Annotated in this window: 16 protein-coding genes; 11 read left to right on the forward strand and 5 right to left on the reverse strand. The window is 35.7% G+C overall.

The genetic code is table 11. From position 1 onward, the window contains the following. Window positions 1-51: 51 nt before the first annotated feature. From PBT89_RS00715 to PBT89_RS00735, 5 genes are all read left to right on the forward strand, one after another. Window positions 52-453 (forward strand): ExbD/TolR family protein, encoded by a 402-nt coding sequence (locus tag PBT89_RS00715; RefSeq protein ID WP_270062957.1) that lies wholly within the window; start codon window positions 52-54, stop codon window positions 451-453. 428 nt (window positions 454-881) lie between these two features. Continuing rightward, window positions 882-4,286, forward strand: a complete 3,405-nt coding sequence (gene ileS, locus PBT89_RS00720; protein WP_270062958.1) for an isoleucine--tRNA ligase — start codon at window positions 882-884, stop codon at window positions 4,284-4,286. Window positions 4,287-4,290: 4 nt separating this feature from the next. Beyond that, complete coding sequence (locus PBT89_RS00725; RefSeq protein WP_270059626.1) at window positions 4,291-4,674, forward strand: TraR/DksA family transcriptional regulator; 384 nt, start codon at window positions 4,291-4,293, stop codon at window positions 4,672-4,674. A gap of 66 nt (window positions 4,675-4,740) precedes the next feature. Continuing rightward, on the forward strand, window positions 4,741-5,376 hold the full coding sequence (locus PBT89_RS00730; RefSeq protein ID WP_270062959.1) for a DUF4097 family beta strand repeat-containing protein: 636 nt from the start codon (window positions 4,741-4,743) through the stop codon (window positions 5,374-5,376). Between the two features lie 35 nt (window positions 5,377-5,411). Continuing rightward, a complete protein-coding gene (locus tag PBT89_RS00735) occupies window positions 5,412-6,020 on the forward strand; it encodes a lipoprotein signal peptidase (protein WP_270062960.1) in 609 nt (202 codons plus the stop codon). Window positions 6,021-6,297: 277 nt separating this feature from the next. On the opposite strand, the gene PBT89_RS00740 is transcribed toward PBT89_RS00735, so the two are convergent. Genes PBT89_RS00740 through PBT89_RS00755 form a run of 4 tightly spaced genes read right to left on the reverse strand, consistent with a single transcriptional unit; the run spans window position 6,298 to window position 9,163 of the window. After that, window positions 6,298-6,867, reverse strand: a complete 570-nt coding sequence (locus PBT89_RS00740) for a 5-formyltetrahydrofolate cyclo-ligase (protein WP_270062961.1) — start codon at window positions 6,865-6,867, stop codon at window positions 6,298-6,300. Then, window positions 6,860-7,846: a succinylglutamate desuccinylase/aspartoacylase family protein gene (locus PBT89_RS00745; RefSeq protein ID WP_270062962.1), complete on the reverse strand. Its 987-nt coding sequence runs from the start codon at window positions 7,844-7,846 to the stop codon at window positions 6,860-6,862. Before PBT89_RS00745 ends, PBT89_RS00740 begins: the two co-directional genes overlap by 8 nt. Window positions 7,847-7,854: 8 nt before the next feature. Next, window positions 7,855-8,727, reverse strand: a complete 873-nt coding sequence (gene rimK, locus PBT89_RS00750) for a 30S ribosomal protein S6--L-glutamate ligase (protein ID WP_270059621.1) — start codon at window positions 8,725-8,727, stop codon at window positions 7,855-7,857. Beyond that, on the reverse strand, window positions 8,717-9,163 hold the full coding sequence (locus PBT89_RS00755) for an ATP-dependent zinc protease family protein (protein WP_270062963.1): 447 nt from the start codon (window positions 9,161-9,163) through the stop codon (window positions 8,717-8,719). Before PBT89_RS00755 ends, rimK begins: the two co-directional genes overlap by 11 nt. Window positions 9,164-9,340: 177 nt before the next feature. Here PBT89_RS00755 and uvrC point away from each other — a divergent pair, with 177 nt between their 5' ends. Genes uvrC through PBT89_RS00770 form a run of 3 tightly spaced genes read left to right on the forward strand, consistent with a single transcriptional unit; the run spans window position 9,341 to window position 13,728 of the window. Beyond that, on the forward strand, window positions 9,341-11,143 hold the full coding sequence (gene uvrC, locus PBT89_RS00760; protein ID WP_270062964.1) for an excinuclease ABC subunit UvrC: 1,803 nt from the start codon (window positions 9,341-9,343) through the stop codon (window positions 11,141-11,143). Then, window positions 11,144-13,360 (forward strand): patatin-like phospholipase family protein, encoded by a 2,217-nt coding sequence (locus tag PBT89_RS00765; RefSeq protein WP_270062965.1) that lies wholly within the window; start codon window positions 11,144-11,146, stop codon window positions 13,358-13,360. A 35-nt stretch (window positions 13,361-13,395) separates the two neighbouring features. Next, entirely contained in the window at window positions 13,396-13,728 is a 333-nt protein-coding gene (locus tag PBT89_RS00770) for a ribosomal maturation YjgA family protein (RefSeq protein ID WP_270062966.1), read from the forward strand. Here the strand turns inward: PBT89_RS00770 and PBT89_RS00775 are convergent, their stop codons facing one another. Next, window positions 13,729-14,745 (reverse strand): LLM class flavin-dependent oxidoreductase, encoded by a 1,017-nt coding sequence (locus PBT89_RS00775; RefSeq protein WP_270062967.1) that lies wholly within the window; start codon window positions 14,743-14,745, stop codon window positions 13,729-13,731. Window positions 14,746-14,946: 201 nt separating this feature from the next. Between PBT89_RS00775 and PBT89_RS00780 the strand changes: the two genes are divergently transcribed. The 3 genes from PBT89_RS00780 (at window position 14,947) to PBT89_RS00790 (ending at window position 18,365) form a co-directional block, all read left to right on the forward strand. Continuing rightward, entirely contained in the window at window positions 14,947-16,116 is a 1,170-nt protein-coding gene (locus tag PBT89_RS00780) for a homogentisate 1,2-dioxygenase (RefSeq protein WP_270062968.1), read from the forward strand. 32 nt (window positions 16,117-16,148) lie between these two features. Then, entirely contained in the window at window positions 16,149-17,291 is a 1,143-nt protein-coding gene (hppD, locus tag PBT89_RS00785; RefSeq protein ID WP_270062969.1) for a 4-hydroxyphenylpyruvate dioxygenase, read from the forward strand. Window positions 17,292-17,588: 297 nt separating this feature from the next. After that, a complete protein-coding gene (locus PBT89_RS00790) occupies window positions 17,589-18,365 on the forward strand; it encodes a DUF3108 domain-containing protein (protein WP_270062970.1) in 777 nt (258 codons plus the stop codon).

An 18,365-nucleotide genomic window follows, 5' to 3' on the forward strand; every position in this document is an offset into this window, starting at 1 on the left:
ACGAGTTAAGGAAAATAGATTTATTGGAAGACTTTAAAACTATTGGGAGTTATGGCTAATAAATTTTACATTTTACTATGTTTTTTAGGATTCGCAATTACAGCAAAAGCTCAATCTAATACAGAGAATAGTAATACTTTTTACTTGAATGTATTTATAAATGCGAATAAAACTATTTATGTTGAAGAAGAAAAAACTTCGTTTGAAAATGTACAAAATCAGGTTACAAAGATGCTGCGCAAGCAACTTTTTAAAGTAGATCAACAAATTGTTTTTAGAATCTTCGGGGATAAAGATCTTGATATGGGCTATATCATCGATGTTAATGCTGAAATGAGAAAAGCAATTCAAGAAAATATAAAAACCGAGCGCTATCTTTTAGAAACAAAAAAGTTAAATATCGATGGTGAAAACTGGTTTCAGAAAATCGATTTAAAAGCTTTAAAACAATAAAGGATTTAGATTGCTACATTTTTAGATGTTGGAGACCAGAAAAAGTAAACATTTTTATATCGAATTCCGAATGCTAAAATGGAAAAACCTATCACTTCGAGTGATTGCGAATTTAGAAGCAATTGTATCAAGAACTAAATTTTCGTCAGAATTTAGAATTTTAAAAGAATGTCACCGAAGATTCAAGAATCTAGATTCTTATGCTTAATTCTTTAATCAAAGCTAACAGCTAGAATCTCGGTAAACCATTAACCACCCGCTGCAAACTATTTTCAAAACAAAAGAAAAAACCTATATAAATATTACGTTTTCTTTAATTCGGTTTTACCATTACATTAAAATTCCTAAGAATGGGTAATTTAAGCAGATACCGACCGCTGTTTTAGCAAAATTCCTTATTTTCGCACATCATTAGAAATTTTGAGGAAATGAGCACAAAGTTCCCTGAATATAAAGGACTTGACTTACCAAAAGTTGCAGAGGAGACATTAAAATATTGGAAAGAAAACCAAATATTTGAAAAGAGTATAACTTCACGTGAGGGTGAAAAACCATTTGTGTTTTTTGAAGGCCCGCCATCGGCAAACGGATTGCCGGGGATTCACCACGTGATGGCAAGAGCAATTAAGGATATTTTTTGTCGCTATAAAACTCAAAAAGGATTTCAGGTGAAACGTAAAGCAGGTTGGGATACTCATGGTCTTCCGGTAGAGCTTGGCGTGGAAAAAGAACTTGGAATCACCAAAGAAGATATTGGCACTAAAATTAGTGTAGAGCAATATAACGAAGCTTGTAAAAATGCGGTAATGCGTTACACCGATGTGTGGAACGACCTTACCGAAAAAATGGGGTATTGGGTAGATATGGACGATCCTTATATCACCTACAAGCCAAAATATATGGAGACGGTTTGGTATCTGCTAAAAGAGATCTATAACAAAGGTCTTATTTATAAAGGCTATACCATTCAGCCATATTCACCAAAAGCAGGGACGGGTTTAAGTTCTCACGAGCTTAACCAACCGGGAACGTATCAGGATGTTTCGGATACTACGGTAACCGCAATGTTTAAATCGAAAAAAGAAACACTTCCGGCAGGATTAAAAGAGTATGCAGAAGATGTATTCTTAATTGCCTGGACAACTACTCCTTGGACGCTTCCTAGTAACACCGCGCTTACTGTAGGCCCAAAAATTGAATATGTAGCGGTAAAAACTTACAATCAATATACGTTCGAGCCTATCACGATTTTGGTGGGTAAACCACTAGTAGCTAAACAATTCGATAAGAAGTTTAAGCAGGTAGAGACTAAAGAAGATTTAAAAGATTACAAAGAAGGCGATAAGAAAATCCCTTTCTTAATTGGCGAAACTTACTTAGGAAAAGATCTAGTAGGAATCGAATATGAGCAACTATTGCCATACGCGCTGCCTTATGAAAATCCAGAAAATGCATTCCGTGTAATTGCTGGTGATTTTGTAACTACAGAAGATGGTACAGGTATTGTACATACCGCACCGACTTTTGGTGCAGATGATGCTCTGGTTGCCAAACAAGCAACTCCTGCAGTGCCACCAATGTTGGTGAAAGATGATAATGATAATCTAGTTCCACTAGTTGATTTACAAGGAAAATTTAGGCCAGAAATGGGCGAATTTGCCGGTAAATATGTGAAGAATGAATATTATGACGATGGTGAAGCACCTGAAAAATCTGTAGATGTAGAAATCGCTATTAAGCTGAAAGAAGAAAATAGAGCTTTTAAGGTTGAAAAATATGTGCACAGTTATCCAAACTGTTGGCGTACCGATAAGCCGATTTTATATTATCCGTTAGATTCTTGGTTTATTAAAGTGACCGATGTTAAAGATCGTATGCACGAGCTAAATACCGGAATTAACTGGAAACCAAAATCTACCGGAGAAGGTCGTTTTGGAAACTGGTTAGCCAATGCGAACGACTGGAACTTGTCTCGAAGCCGATATTGGGGAATTCCGTTACCAATTTGGAGAACCGAAGATGGTAGAGAAGAAAAGATCATTGGCTCTGTTGAAGAATTAAAAGTAGAAATCACTAAAGCTGTTGAAGCAGGAGTGATGGACAAGGATATTTTTGCTGATTTTAAAATTGGCGATATGAGTGAAGAAAACTACGCCAATGTAGATCTTCATAAAAATGTGGTAGATACAATTACGTTAGTTTCTGATTCTGGGAAACCAATGAAGCGTGAAGCCGATCTAATCGATGTTTGGTTCGATTCTGGTTCTATGCCGTATGCGCAATGGCACTATCCTTTCGAGAATAAAGAGAAAGTAGAAAAGGACTGGCGTAAAGCCGATTTTATTGCAGAAGGTGTCGATCAAACTCGTGGTTGGTTCTATACTTTACATGCAATTGCAACCATGACTTTTGATGATGTTGCCTATAAAAATGTAGTTTCAAACGGACTTGTTTTAGACAAAAACGGACAGAAAATGTCTAAGCGTTTGGGTAACGCAGTAGATCCGTTCGAAACTTTGGCTGCTTACGGGCCAGATGCCACACGTTGGTACATGATTGCTAATGCGAATCCGTGGGATAATTTAAAGTTTGATATTGAAGGAATTGGTGAAGTAAGCCGTAAATTTTTCGGAACACTTTATAATACTTATTCGTTCTTTACCTTGTATGCAAACATCGATAATTTCACCTATGCTGAAGCTGATGTTCCGTTAGCAGAACGTCCTGAAATCGATCGTTGGATTCTTTCAGAATTACATACACTTATAGCGAAAGTTGATAAATTCTATGCGGAATACGAGCCGACCAGAGCAACCAGAGCCATTTCAGAATTTGTTCAGGAAAACTTAAGTAACTGGTTTGTGCGTTTAAGCCGTAGAAGATTCTGGAAAGGCGATTACGAGCAAGATAAAATTTCAGCATACCAAACCTTATATACTTGTCTTGAAACTGTAGCCAAGCTAGGTGCGCCTGTAGCTCCATTCTTTATGGATGCATTGTATAAAGATTTAAATAGCACTACTAATAAAGAAAATTACGAGTCGGTTCACACTGCTTTGTTCCCGGTTTACGACGAGAAGTTTGTAGACAAATCTTTAGAGCGTAAGATGGAAAAAGCACAAACAATTTCAAGTTTGGTACTTTCACTTCGTAAAAAAGAAATGATCAAGGTAAGGCAACCACTGCAACGCATCATGATTCCGATTTTAGATCAGCAACAGGGAGAAGAAATCCTAGCCGTTCAGGATTTAATTAAATCTGAAGTGAATGTAAAAGAAGTGGAGCTTATCGATGATGCTTCAGGCATTTTGGTAAAACAAATAAAACCGAATTTCCGTGTTTTAGGACCTCGTTTCGGAAAGGAAATGAAGCACGTGGTTGCTAAAATTAATCAACTTCAAGCCGATGATATTGCCACTATTGAAAAAGAAGGTAAAATAGATGTTGAAGTAAATGGAGAATTGATTACTTTGGACGCCAGTGAAGTGGAAATAAGTTCACAAGATATCGAAGGTTGGTTAGTGGCCTCTAGCGGAAATATAACAGTAGCCTTAGATGTGAGTATTTCTGAAGAATTAAAGAAAGAAGGTGTTGCCAGAGAATTGATTAATCGAATCCAAAATATGAGAAAAGATAGTGGATTTGAGGTGACCGATACTATAAATGTAACCATAAAGAAAGACGGGATTGTCGAGGATGCTGTCAATGAAAATTTAACCTATATCAAAACTGAAACTTTAACTGCAGCACTCGAACTTGCAGAAGTAGTAAACGATGGAGTAGATGTTGAATTTGACGATGTTACTACTAAATTATTAATCACAAAAAACTGAGCCTATGTCAAGTGATGTAAAAGAGCGTTTTAGCGACGCAGACCTGGCTGAATTTAAGCAGCTAATTCAAGGCAAAATTGCCAAAGCTAAGGAACAACTAGAAATCTATCAAAATGCGTATAAAAATGATGGTAATAATGGTACAGATGATACCTCACCAACATTTAAGGCATTCGAGGAAGGTAGCGAAACGATGAGCAAAGAGGCAAATTCTCAATTAGCTATTCGTCAGGAGAAATTCATAAGAGATCTTAAAAACGCATTAACGCGCATAGAGAATAAAACTTATGGTATTTGCCGTGTAACCGGAAAGTTGATTAACAAGGAAAGATTAAAGCTTGTTCCTCATGCTACACTAAGTATTGAAGCTAAAAATATGCAGAAATAATCTTACTTTAAGATAAACAGCCAACGCTCCTTAATTTTAGGAGCGTTTTTTGTTGTCTTATAATTGATGAACAATTTGCAGAAATATTTTGTTTTCATAGCGCTATGTATTTTTGCTAGCCATAGCGAGCTTTTTGCACAAAGAGATACGCAAAACATTCTAAGCTCAGATTTTAATGAGATTGTTTTTGATGCCGACGAGGTTTTTAAAATCAATATTTATAGTGAAAATCGAGAAACGGTAAAATTTAATACACATTCTGAAGGAGAATATTTTAATAATATTCAGCTGAAGACAAAGCTAGATAACGCAATTTTGATTTTAGAGAGTCAATATCCAGAGCGCCTAGTTGGAGGTTTTGATAAGCTTAGTGCGCACAAAGTATTTTCTTTTGAAGTTGATATTTATATTCCGGAGGGAAAAATAATGACTATAAATTCAAATTCAGCTTCGATAATTATTAAAGGCAAATTTGAAAGTTTAACAGCTAATCTTCAACGAGGATATTGTATTTTAGAAAACTTCGATGGTAACTGCACGGTTAATACCTATAAAGGAGATATTACAGCACAGGTGGCTTCCGGAAAAGTTACGGCTAAAAGTAGGCATGGAGAAGTTTTTGTCGATCAACACTTATCTGGAATGCACCAAATTAAATTAACTTCTATTAATGGAGATATAAGCGTGCAAAAAACTAAATAATTACTATTTTTGGTGCGTTTTTAACAAAAAAAGAAATGTCTTTAAAGAAAGCAGGCTTAATTATATTTATTGTTCTTTTAATCGATCAGGTTTCTAAGATTTATATCAAAACCAACTTTATGCTTGGTGAAGAAGTAAAAGTTTTAGATTGGTTTAGAATTTTGTTTGTTGAAAACGAAGGAATGGCCTGGGGAACCAAAATTCCCGGTCAATACGGCAAACTGGCGCTTACTTTATTTAGATTAGTAGCAATTTTTGGAATAGGTTATTGGCTGGTGGATTCTATTAAAAAGAATGGAAGCCGAATTTTGATTACCGCTATTGCTTTAATTTTTGCCGGTGCATTTGGAAATATCATCGATTCTGTTTTCTACGGAATTACTTTTAGCGATAGCTATAATAAAATAGCGACCTTTTTACCTGAAGGAGGAGGCTACGGGACACTTTTCCACGGAAAGGTGGTAGATATGCTCTATTTTCCTTTATATGAAGGCTATTTACCAGATTGGATTCCGTTTTGGGGTGGCAAATTTTTCACTTTTTTCGAGCCTGTTTTTAATATTGCAGATTCTTCGATAAGTATAGGAGTTGTTTTGTTGCTGCTTTTTAATAAAAGAGCTTTCCCGAAAGAAGAGAAGGAGTAGTTAAGTTTACGGTTTACAGCTGTTAACTTTAATTGTATTCCTATCTGGCAAATTGGGATTTCTCCGTTTCTTTGCTGCGGGCGAAGAAAATTGTCATTAAAAGGGACTTCATTCAAAATTAAGACCTAAGAATTAAACATCAAGAAAATCTATTTTTCTAGCCTCTTGTTTCTCGAATCTATATTGTTTTATGTTCTCATTCAAAATTCAGCATTAAGAATTCAACATTAAAAAGAAAGTCTATTTTCTATAGTCTAAAAGCGAAACGGTCTATATTCTACGCTCTAAAATTATAAACCTGCTTGGGAGTAACGCAGTAATCAAGCGGAATGTCACTAGAGTAAACATCTTTAAAAGCTTCTTCAGCTTCATAAAAAGAAAGGCCGATTTTAATAACATTGGGTTTGCAGGAACTCAAAAACGTATCGTAATAGCCTTTTCCGTAGCCAATGCGATGTCCGGTTTTATCAAATGCTAGCAACGGCACAAAAACAACGTCTATTTTATCTGGAGCGATTTCAATTCCATCGACAGGTTCAGGGATATTCCAGCGATTTTTCTGGATTTTGGTGGTGTCGGTAAGTAAATAATTAATCAGCGCATTTTGCTCAATATCAGTTCTGGGAATCACCACATTCTTATCTTTTCCTTGTAGAATATGTAAGATGAATTCGGTGTCAACTTCCTTTTGTTCAGCAATGCTTAAAAACAAATGGTAAAATTCGTTCTCCCAGATGTCTAATTTTAGCAAATTATTGGCAATTTCTAAACTGAGTTCTTCAATAACTTCCGTAGAAAGTTTTAATCGTAAGGCTTTGTATTTTTTACGTAACTGGTGCTTATTCATCTATATTTTTTGATAAAGATGAGATGTGGAAAATAGCATCTCCCTGATAAACAATTGGGGCTTCGTTCACGTTAATGATGTAGCCCTGGCTGCGAGATTTAATTTTATGTCTAAACTTTCCGTAGGGATCGGTGATAGTACCTATATATTCTCCTTTTTCAACATGCTTTCCACAGGGAACTTTTAGATGTAAAAGTCCGCTGTATTTAGCGCGCATCCAAGAAGTGTTTTCAATTAAAATTGATTCGGCATGAGCATCTGGTAGATCAAATCTAGGTTTTAGCATTTCAAGGTGATTAAGAATTCTCATTGTACCTTCAACACCGTGTCTTGCAATTTCTTTATTACTATCCTGCGATTTACCACCTTCAAAAAGTAAGATAGGAATTCCCATTTTTGAGCAAGTTTCGCGATACGACTTGGTAATCGTTGTGGAAACCACAGTAAATGGTGCTTTAAAGATATTAGCAAGTTCTATACTCTTTTTGTCGCCTTTTTTTACTCGAATTTGAGCTACATTAAATCTACTGGCGCCTCCTGTGTGAAAATCTAAACAGAAATCTGCAATCGGTAAAATTTCTTGTACAAATTGAAATGCAAACCTTCCGGCTAACGAACCATTTTTGGTTCCCGGAAACATTCGGTTAAGATCCCGACCATCAGGAAATTCTCTCGCCATATTTAAAAAGCCAAATACGTTTACTACAGGTATGCAAATGGTTGTGCCGCATTTAGGTTTGTTAATTTCTTTGCTTATAAGTTGTCTTACGACTTCAACGCCATTCAATTCGTCACCATGGATTCCGGCAGTAATTAAAACCACAGGCCCCGGGTTTTTGGATCGCTCGATAATCACAGGAACTTCTACCGATGTTGTCGTATAGAGTTTTGCCATGTTAAGATTAATCGTAGCGCTTTTGCCGGGTAAAATCTTTTTACCCAGAATTTCCAGGACGTTATCTTTTGTGATTTGAGGCATAAAAAAATTTAGGCGTGTTTTTCGATATATCTAATGATGGTTTTGGCAATATCTTTCCCTGTAGCTTTTTCGATCCCTTCTAAGCCTGGAGAAGAATTAACTTCAAGAATTAATGGTCCGCGTGAACTTTGTAGCATATCTACACCGGCAACTCCAAGTCCCATTGCTTTTGTAGCTTTTACCGCTGCAATTTCTTCGTCATCACTAAGTTCTATAGATTCGGCGCTACCGCCTCGGTGAAGGTTCGATCTAAATTCTCCTTCCTTTCCTTGACGCTTCATTGCACCAACTACATGACCGTCTACCACAAATGCTCTAATATCTGCACCTTTTGCTTCTTTAATAAATTCCTGAACGATCACACGAGCCTGTAAACCGTTAAATGCTTCAATAACAGATTCTGCTGCATTTTTAGTTTCAGCAAGAACAACACCAACACCTTGTGTTCCTTCTAATAGTTTAATTACCAAGGGTGGTCCTCCAACCTGACTGATAACACCGGAAACATCTCTCGAGTAATTTGTAAATACTGTTTTAGGAAGGCCAATTTTAGCACGAGAAAGTACTTGTAAACTTCTTAATTTATCTCGGCTCCTTACTAAAGCTTCGCTATCTGTAGTCGTAAAAGCTCCCATCATCTCGAATTGGCGAACCACAGCAGTACCATAAAAAGTAACCGAGGAGCCTATTCTAGGGATAATCGCATCTACATCTTTTATATAGTTACCCTTATAATAAATATTTGGGTTTCTCCTTTCAATCACGATGTCACACTTTAGTGGATCTACGACCTCTACTGTGTGCTTACGTTTCTGTGCGGCTTCAATTAGCCGTTTTGTGGAATAAAGTTGTGAGTTTCTGGAAAGGATTTTAATGTTCATCGTTTTGGTGTTGCTGGTTAAAGGATAAATCGATTAATTGTGGATCTACAATAAATTTATTGCTTAAAAATTTTCGCCCTAAAAGAACAGGGAAACGCATTTCCTGACGTGACGACAAAGAAAGTGAAATTTTATAAACTTTATTAAAAAGCTTTATCTTAGATTCAATCTGATAACGCTTTTGGATGATGCCGTTGCTGCTTCTAACATAAATAATGTCATAATCTTTAAAAGTGAATTCTTTACCATTGTAGGATTCATGTTCATCATCAAGAAATTTACAATGCAAAACTTCATCTTTTTCGATAATCTCGTCGCAATGAATAGATGAAGTATAGGCACCTGTATCTATTTTTACCGAAATTTGCTCTAAATCCAAAATTGGGAAATCGGCTTTATCAAAACGACCAATAATTGTTTTTTTGTTTTCGCCCATATACACAAGATAGCCAAAATAAATGTTTTCAGATTTTACTGAATTATAAAATACTTTTAAAACTTCGAATTTCTGTATTCTTACTGAACTAAAAAAATAAGTAAGAAGGCGAAATTACGACAAATTTTAGCTAATTTTTTTCGAAATACCCCCAAAAGATATTTTAAATTTGAAGTGATGGAAACACCTTCTCTAGATGTACAATTAAAAACTTTGCCTAACAGTCCCGGCGTGTATCAATATTTCGATAAGAACGGGAAGATTCTTTATGTAGGTAAAGCCAAAAATCTAAAAAAGCGAGTAACTTCTTATTTTACCAAACGCCATGATAGTCATCGTATTGGCGTGATGGTAAAAAAGATTAATGAGATTAGGCATATAGTAGTTTCGTCGGAAACCGATGCATTATTATTAGAAAACAATCTAATTAAAAAGCTTCAGCCACGCTTTAATGTGATGCTGAAAGACGATAAAACTTATCCCTGGATCTGTATTAAAAATGAGCGTTTTCCAAGAGTATTTCCAACTAGAAGACTTATAAAAGATGGTAGCGAATATTACGGGCCTTTTACCAGTTTTAAAACAGTAAATACCTTACTCGATTTAATAAAAGGGCTTTATAAATTACGTACCTGCAATTACGACCTTGCTGAAGATAAGATTAGAGAAAGCAAATTTAAAGTTTGTCTAGAATATCATTTAGGAAACTGTAAAGGCCCATGTGAAGGTTACCAGGGCGAAGCAGAATATAACCGAAATATCGATCATATTAGGCAAATTGTAAAAGGGAACTTTAAAGATTCGCTAAATCAATTTAGAGAGCAAATGCAGGAGCATGCTGAAAATATGGAATTTGAAGATGCGCAACGTATAAAAAATAAGATCGATGTTTTGGAAGGCTATCAATCCAGGTCTACGGTGGTAAACCCAAAAATCAATAATGTAGATGTATTTTCTGTAATAAGTGATGAAGGCTATGGCTATGTGAATTTTCTTCAATTAATGCATGGATCGATTATCCGTTCGCATACTATAGAGATGAAGAAAAAGTTAGATGAAACCGATGAAGAATTGCTTGAGCTTGGTATTACTGAAATAAGGCAGCGTTTTAATTCGAAATCGCCTGAAATATACGTACCTTTTAAAGTTGATGCCGGGGACGATGTAAAAGTAACCGTGCCAAAACTTGGCGATAAACGTAAAATAGTAGAATTATCAGAGCGAAATGCCAAATATTTCCGTCAGGAACGGTTTAAGCAAATGAAGATAGTCGATCCAGATCGTCATGTAAATCGTATCATGGCACAAATGAAGGAAGATCTTCGACTAAATGTAGAGCCAAGGCATATCGAGTGTTTTGATAACTCTAACATACAGGGAACAAATCCGGTAGCAGCTTGCGTTGTTTTTAAAAACGGTAAACCAAGTAAAAAAGATTATCGTAAATTTAATATCAAAACTGTTGAAGGTCCCGATGATTTCGCATCGATGGAAGAGGTGGTTTATAGACGCTATAAACGTTTGTTGAATGAAGATGAAGAATTACCGCAATTAATTATTGTCGATGGAGGAAAAGGACAACTTCGTAGTGGGGTAAAAGCTTTAGAAACTTTAGGCTTACGGGGTAAGATTGCCATTGTAGGTATTGCTAAACGTTTAGAAGAACTATTTTATCCTGGCGACCCAATTCCGCTGTATTTGGATAAAAGATCGGAAACCTTAAAGATTATTCAGCAATTAAGAGATGAAGCCCATAGATTCGGAATCACCTTTCACCGAAATAAAAGAAGTAAAGCTGCGTTAAATACAGAGCTGGAATCTATAAAAGGAATTGGAGAAAAAACGGTGGTAGAGCTTCTTAAAAGTTTCAGGTCTTTAAAACGAGTTAAAGAAGCTTCAGAGAAATCACTGGCCGATGTTGTGGGAAGTGCTAAAGCCAAAATTGTTTACGACTATTATCACGCAGAACCATCAGATTAAATGAAAAAAGTCTTCTCTATTCTATTATTGTGTAGTTCACTTTTAAGTTTTTCTCAAGAAGAAAAATTAAAAGTAGGACTGGTTTTGAGCGGAGGAGGCGCAAAAGGTTTGGCTCATATCGGGGCTTTAAAGGTAATAGAAGAAGCTGGTGTGCATATCGATTATATAGCCGGTACCAGTATGGGGGCAATTGTTGGTGGTTTGTATGCTTCTGGATATACTGCGGCCGAGTTGGATTCTATTGTAAATCATACCAATTTTAATTTGCTAATTCAGGACGAGATTCCCAGAACAGCAATGACCTTCTACGAAAAAGAAAATACCGAACGGTATGCGCTAACGCTTCCTTTTGATAATTTTAAGGTCGGTTTTCCTTCCGGTTTAAGTAAAGGTCAAAATATTTATAATTTGATGTCTGGCTTAACTGTCCATCTGAACAATAAAACCGATTTTTCTAAATTACCCATTCCATTTTTTTGCGTTGCAACCGATATTGAAACCGGTGAAGAGGTGATTTTAGATAAAGGATCCCTCGCAAAATCTGTGGCAGCAAGTGGCTCTATACCGTCTTTAATTGCTCCTGTGAAAATTAATGATCGATTGTTGATAGATGGCGGAGTAGTAAATAATTATCCGGTTGAAGAATTACGAAGACGTGGTGCCGATGTTATTATTGGTGTGGATGTTCAGGATTCTTTAATGAATCGTAAGGACTTAAAAGGTGCGTTCGATATTTTTACGCAGGTAAGTAACTTCAGGACGATTAACGATATGAAGCATAAAATTCCGAAGACCGATATCTATATTCGTCCCGATATTGGTAAATTTTCAATTTTATCTTTTGAAGAAGGAAAAGCTATTATTGATTCTGGTAGAGTTGCAGGCGAAAAACAAGTTGATGCCCTACGAGCATTGGCTGAAAAGCAAGGAACACATCATCAATCTTTCAAACGAAAGCCTTTAGATTCGCTAAAACTAAGTCGGGTAGATCTTGCAGGTAATACTAATTATCCCCGCTCTTTTATTTTAGGACGCTTGCGATTGCAAACCCCTGGGAATTATAGTCTTTCAGAAATTAATTCTAGTATCGATTTCTTATCGGCTTCTGGAAACTTCGACAAAATAAATTATTTTTTAAGTCCGGAGGAAGATGAGTCGTATGCCTTGAATATTAGTTTAGATGAAAGTGAAAATAAAACGTATTTAAAACTTGCCCTGCATTATGATGATCTTTATAAAAGTGCGGCGCTGGTAAATTTAACGCGGAAAAGTTCGATTTTCACTAACGATGTGACTTCAATGGATTTAATTGTAGGAGAAAATCTTCGGTATAACTTTCAATATTACATCGATAAGGGATATTATTGGAGTATTGGTATAAAGTCGCGTTTTAATACTTTCGATACCGGGGTAAATTACAGTCTTATTCAGGATGATATATCTCAGCAACAATTAAATATTAATAAAATTGATATCGATCTTAAGGATATTACCAATCAGTTTTATGTAGAAACACTTTTTAAGCAGGTTGCGTCTTTGGGGATTGGTGCTGAGCATAAGTATATTAAAGTATCTTCAGAAACTATTAATAGTGATACAGAAGTAGATATCCAAGGAACAGAGTTTGAAAATAACGATTATTACAGTGCTTTTGGATATCTAAAATATGATTCTTTCGATAACAAATATTATCCAAAAAAAGGAGTTTATTTTAATGGAGATTTTCATATTTATCCATTCTCATCTGCAGACAATTTCACCGAGTTTTCGATTGCCAAGGGAAAAATTGGTTATGTCTTTACGCCAATCACTAATGTTAGTTTTCGTTTATTTTCTGAAGCAGGATTTAAAATAGGAAAGGGCGATCAGCAAACCTTAGATTTTCTTTTAGGAGGCTACGGAAATAATTTTATTAATAATATGGTACCGTTTTACGGTTATGATTATCTAAGTATAGGTGCAGACAGCTACATAAAAAGTCTGGCTGAAGTTGATGTGGAGCTTTTTAAAAATAATCATGTTACTTTAAGTGCTAATATTGCTAATGTAGAGGAAGATTTATTTTCTACCGGAAACTGGTTGTCGTTGCCAGATTATACCGGTTATGCTTTAGGTTACGGTATAGAAACCTTTTTGGGCCCTATGGAAGTAAAATATTCTTACTCTCCTGAAGTGAATTCGTCGCAGTGGTTTTTTAGCTTAGGATTTTGGTTTTAGTCAGAATTTCTAGAAAATATTTGCTAATAGCAGCGATGCTGTTTGCTTTAGAGATTTTAATCGCAAGCTTTGTAAATGGCGGTTTTATAAGAAATGTGCTAGGCGATTATATTGTAGTGTTTTTAATCTATTATTTCTTTCTATCCTTTTTAGAAATCTCCAAAATAAAGCTCGCCATATTTGTATTATTTTTAGCTTACGCCATCGAATTGCTGCAGTATGTAAACATCCTAAAGCTTCTAAAAATAAAAAGAACCATAGCCACAACTATGATTTTGGGTTCTTCTTTCGATTGGTTGGATATGCTTGCTTATACTTTGGCTTTTTTGACTCTAATTTTAATAGCCAGGTTTAAACGTTATAAGTAATTACACTTCAATATTAATCATATTAAAAGCTTCTGCAACGAGCTCAAAGCTTCTAAAACGCAAATCTTTACTAAAACTCATTGTAGAGATCATTACTTCATCAACGTCAAAATCGTTAGCAAGGGAGCTAATTTTTTCCTGAACGCGATCTGGAGTACCGGATATTATTCTGCCGGAATTATAATGCAAACGCTGCTTTTCGAATGATGTGAAATTGTGATTTTTAATATCTTCAAAAGGAGGCAGTTCCTGATAATTACCCTTATCAAACTGCAATAGAATATAATCGATATATTTTCGCATCTGGTTTACTTCTTCTTCCGTTTCGCCACACATTACAAAAGATGAAACTAAAGCTTTAGGTTCGGGCTTGTTTTCAGTAGGGATAAAATTTTTGCGATAGTTCTCTACTACGCCAGGAGAAATACTCCCGTTTATAAATTTTGCCACCGCCAGATTTAGTCCGAGATCTGCCGCTATTTTTGCACTGTCACCGCTACTGCTTAAAATCCACTGTTGGGGTGTTGTTTCCACTTGCGGCATGGCGTAAATAGACTCTGAATTTACGCTAGCATCATCTTTAAAAAATTGATTGATATGCTGAAGCTGACTTATATAATCTTCTTTCTGAAAAGTATTCGAAGGATTTAACAGGCTCGTACTGGTGTGATCGCCTCCTGGCGCACGTCCCATTCCAAGATCAATTCTACCGGGATATAGAGCTTCTAACATTCTAAAATTTTCGGCTACTTTTAAAGAACTGTAATTAGGAAGCATTATTCCTCCGCTCCCAAGTCTTATTTTAGACGTTTCGGCACCTAATCTTGCCAACAAAACCTCTGGAGTAGATCCAGCGATAAATTTAGAATTATGATGTTCAGAAATCCAAAAACGATGAAAACCTAAGTTATCTGCAAAAACAGCGGTATCGATAGTTTCCTGAACCGCAGCTCTTGGAGTTGCATTGGTTCTTACCACTGATTGATCTAATATTCCAATTTTTAAATCGCGCTTCATGTTCAAAATCTTCTTATGTTATTCGGAATTTAGCAAAAAACCTTACATGCTAATTAAGGTATTGATTTTTAGATTTACGTTTCATTTAAGAAATATTAGTGCTTTTTTGTTTAAATTTATCAATAATCAATTTATATTCAAATAAGTTGATGATTTTTTAATTTTAGCTATCAAGAAAGCAGTTTAATTAAATATTTAATTATGCCTTTTTATCATAAGTTAGGTAAGGTTCCTCATAAAAGACATACAATTTTTAAGAAGCCAGACGGAAACCTTTATTACGAACAAGTTTTTGGTACTATTGGATTCGACGGGATGTCTTCGATTTCTTACCACGAGCAGCGACCTACGCAGGTTAAAGAAGTAAAAAAAAGTTGTAGCGTAAAACCTTTAATTTCAAAAGAAAATAATTTAAAGTCGTATCGACTAAAAGGTTTTCGTATTCAGCCGGAACAAGATTATCTGGAAAGTAGAAAAGTGATTTTAACCAATAGTGATGTAAATATTATTCTAGCAGCGCCACAAAAATCTACCGATAATTATTTTTATAAAAATGCCGATAGTGACGAGCTTTTGTTCATTCATAAAGGAAGCGGAAAATTAAGAACGCATTTAGGGAATCTTGATTTTAAGTATGGCGATTATCTGCTTATCCCTCGCGGAACCATTTATAAACTAGATCTTGATACTGAAGAAAACCGACTTTTTATCGTAGAATCCAGGCGACCAATCTACACGCCAAAAAGATATAGAAACTGGTTTGGGCAACTTTTGGAACATTCTCCATTTTGCGAACGTGACCTAAGACAGCCATACGAGTTAGAAACAAACAATGAAAAAGGCGATTTTCTGATCAAGATCAAAAAACAGGACGAAATTTTTGATACTATTTATGCTTCGCATCCTTTTGATGTGGTAGGTTACGACGGTTATAATTATCCTTATGCGTTTTCAATTCACGACTTCGAACCAATTACAGGAAGAATTCACCAGCCGCCACCGGTGCATCAAACTTTTGAAACCGATGCCTTTGTAGTTTGTAGTTTTTGCCCGCGTAAATACGATTATCATCCAGAAAGCATTCCTGCACCTTACAGCCATAGTAATATTGATAGTGATGAGGTTCTCTATTATGTAGATGGCGATTTTATGAGCCGAAATGATATTGAAGCAGGGCATATTTCTCTGCATCCTGCCGGAATCCCACATGGGCCGCATCCGGGAGCTGTAGAAAGAAGTATTGGTAAAACCGAAACCGAAGAATTAGCAGTGATGGTAGATACGTTTAAGCCTTTACAACTTACTGAAGAAGCAATTGCCATTGCTGATGAGACCTATTATAGATCTTGGCTAGAAGACGAGGACAAATAGAAAACATTTAAAAAATAACGAATATTAAGATTATGTCTAAAGATAATTCATCCCTACAATTAGAAAAAGTAATTCCTGAAGCCGAAGATTTTCTTCCCATTTTAGGGACAGATTTTGTAGAACTCTATGTTGGGAATGCTAAACAGGCCGCTTATTATTATCAGCATGCCTGGGGATTCCAGCCGGTGGCGTATTCTGGTTTAGAAACCGGAAGGAAGGATAGTGTTTCTTATGTTTTGCAACAGGGAAAGATAAGGATTGTACTAACATCTCCTTTACAGCCTTCCGGAGAAATAAATGCGCATATCGATAAACATGGCGACGGAGTTAAGTTTGTAGCGCTTTGGGTAGATGATGCGAGAAAAAGTTATAAGGAAACCACCAAGAGAGGTGCTAAAAGCTATGTTGAACCTTACGAATTAGAAGATGAACATGGTAAAGTAGTGATCTCTGGAATTCATACTTATGGGGAAACAGTGCATCTTTTTATCGAAAGAAACGCTTACAAAGGGCCTTTTATGCCTGGTTATAGAACCTATGCTCCGCTTGCCCAATCTCCGGAAACTGGCTTAAAATATATCGACCACATGGTGGGTAATGTAGGTTGGAACGAGATGAATAAATGGTGTGAGTTTTATGCGAAAGTGATGGGATTTGCACAGATGGTTAGTTTTGATGATAAAGATATCTCTACCGATTATACCGCTTTAATGAGTAAGGTAATGAGTAACGGAAATGGTCGCATTAAATTTCCAATTAACGAACCTGCGGAAGGAAAAAAGAAGTCCCAAATCGAAGAATATATCGATTTTTATAATGGTGCGGGAGTACAACATATCGCATTAGCTACAGATAATATTATTGAAACTGTAACAGCTTTGCGTGATCGTGGGGTAGAATTTCTGTATGTTCCAGAAACTTACTACGATGATGTGTTAGAGCGAGTTGGTGAAATCGATGAAGAACTAGCGCCATTAAAGGAATTAGGGGTGCTTATTGATAGAGATGACGAAGGTTATTTACTACAAATTTTTACAAAACCAGTATTGGATCGACCCACGATGTTTTTTGAAATAATCCAGAGAAAAGGAGCGCAATCTTTTGGTAAAGGTAACTTTAAGGCTCTTTTTGAAGCAATAGAAAGAGAGCAAGATTTAAGAGGAACGCTAAATTAATCGAAAAATATTGATTTATAGGAAATTAAATAGCTTCTTCTTTATTTAAAAATCAATGATTTAGTTAAAGTTTATTTTTGGTTTTTTTTAACGGAAGAAATTGCAGAATTTTGCGCTCGCATTTTTGGAGTGGTTACCAAATTTGTTTTTTCATAATTTAAGTTTTAGTTGGTTAATAAGACAAAAAACCTCATCATTAATTTGATGGGGTTTTTTGTTTTGATACTTTTGGAATAGTAATTGTAAATTTCAAAAAAGTTAGTCTTTCAAAAATGAAACTACTTCAAATCTAAACCGATGATTAAAAAACTTACAATTACGATATTCCTCTTTTTTATTGCACTTTCATCACATGAGGCACAAACTGCTTATGATGCTGGGGAGTGGTTCAAATTTAGAATTCATTACGGTCCCTTTAATGCCAGTTATGCAGAACTTCAGGTAAATGAAGATTATTTAAGCGGTACGCCCGTTTACCATATTGTTGGAACGGGAAAATCTACCGGAATGATGCACTGGTTCTTTAAAGTAGATGATAATTACCAAACTTACATAGATCGCAAAACAGGACAACCGTTAAAATTTATACGTAAAATAGATGAAGGGGGGCATACTAAAGATCTAGAGATCGATTTCGATCAAAAGTCGAATACTGCCTATGTTCATGATAAAAAGCATAATAAGAAAAAGACCTATTCTACAAAGGAAAATATCCATGATATGTTGTCGGCATTTTACTATATTCGCAGCAACATAAATGAGGAGGCGCTAAAGCCCGGTTATGAAGTTCATCTAAATCTTTTCATAGATGATGAAAATATGGATTTTAAGGTGAAGTTTTTAGGACGGGAAACCATAAAAACAAAGTTTGGTAAGGTTAACGCGCTCAAGTTTAGGCCTTATGTAATGGCAGGTAGAGTTTTTAAAGAGAAAGAGAGCCTTACTTTTTGGGTAAGCGACGATAAAAACAAAGTGCCTTTAAAAATTGAAGCCAACCTGGCGGTAGGATCTCTAGATGCAGATCTTGATGCCTATAAAGGTCTAAAATATCCCTTCAGGATTATTGTAGATTAG

The organism is Zunongwangia sp. HRR-M8 (assembly GCF_027594405.1).
GTDB lineage: Bacteria > Bacteroidota > Bacteroidia > Flavobacteriales > Flavobacteriaceae > Zunongwangia.

Coding starts and splice junctions, on each gene's coding strand:
- PBT89_RS00745 (WP_270062962.1), bottom strand. CDS start 7,846: ATGCCTCAAATCACAAAAGATAACGTCCTGGAAATTCTGGGTAAAAAG.
- PBT89_RS00725 (WP_270059626.1), top strand. CDS start 4,291: ATGTCAAGTGATGTAAAAGAGCGTTTTAGCGACGCAGACCTGGCTGAA.
- hppD (WP_270062969.1), top strand. CDS start 16,149: ATGTCTAAAGATAATTCATCCCTACAATTAGAAAAAGTAATTCCTGAA.
- PBT89_RS00715 (WP_270062957.1), top strand. CDS start 52: ATGGCTAATAAATTTTACATTTTACTATGTTTTTTAGGATTCGCAATT.
- PBT89_RS00755 (WP_270062963.1), bottom strand. CDS start 9,163: ATGGGCGAAAACAAAAAAACAATTATTGGTCGTTTTGATAAAGCCGAT.
- PBT89_RS00775 (WP_270062967.1), bottom strand. CDS start 14,745: ATGAAGCGCGATTTAAAAATTGGAATATTAGATCAATCAGTGGTAAGA.
- PBT89_RS00735 (WP_270062960.1), top strand. CDS start 5,412: ATGTCTTTAAAGAAAGCAGGCTTAATTATATTTATTGTTCTTTTAATC.
- ileS (WP_270062958.1), top strand. CDS start 882: ATGAGCACAAAGTTCCCTGAATATAAAGGACTTGACTTACCAAAAGTT.
- PBT89_RS00770 (WP_270062966.1), top strand. CDS start 13,396: ATGCTGTTTGCTTTAGAGATTTTAATCGCAAGCTTTGTAAATGGCGGT.
- PBT89_RS00780 (WP_270062968.1), top strand. CDS start 14,947: ATGCCTTTTTATCATAAGTTAGGTAAGGTTCCTCATAAAAGACATACA.
- uvrC (WP_270062964.1), top strand. CDS start 9,341: ATGGAAACACCTTCTCTAGATGTACAATTAAAAACTTTGCCTAACAGT.
- rimK (WP_270059621.1), bottom strand. CDS start 8,727: ATGAACATTAAAATCCTTTCCAGAAACTCACAACTTTATTCCACAAAA.
- PBT89_RS00790 (WP_270062970.1), top strand. CDS start 17,589: ATGATTAAAAAACTTACAATTACGATATTCCTCTTTTTTATTGCACTT.
- PBT89_RS00730 (WP_270062959.1), top strand. CDS start 4,741: ATGAACAATTTGCAGAAATATTTTGTTTTCATAGCGCTATGTATTTTT.
- PBT89_RS00765 (WP_270062965.1), top strand. CDS start 11,144: ATGAAAAAAGTCTTCTCTATTCTATTATTGTGTAGTTCACTTTTAAGT.
- PBT89_RS00740 (WP_270062961.1), bottom strand. CDS start 6,867: ATGAATAAGCACCAGTTACGTAAAAAATACAAAGCCTTACGATTAAAA.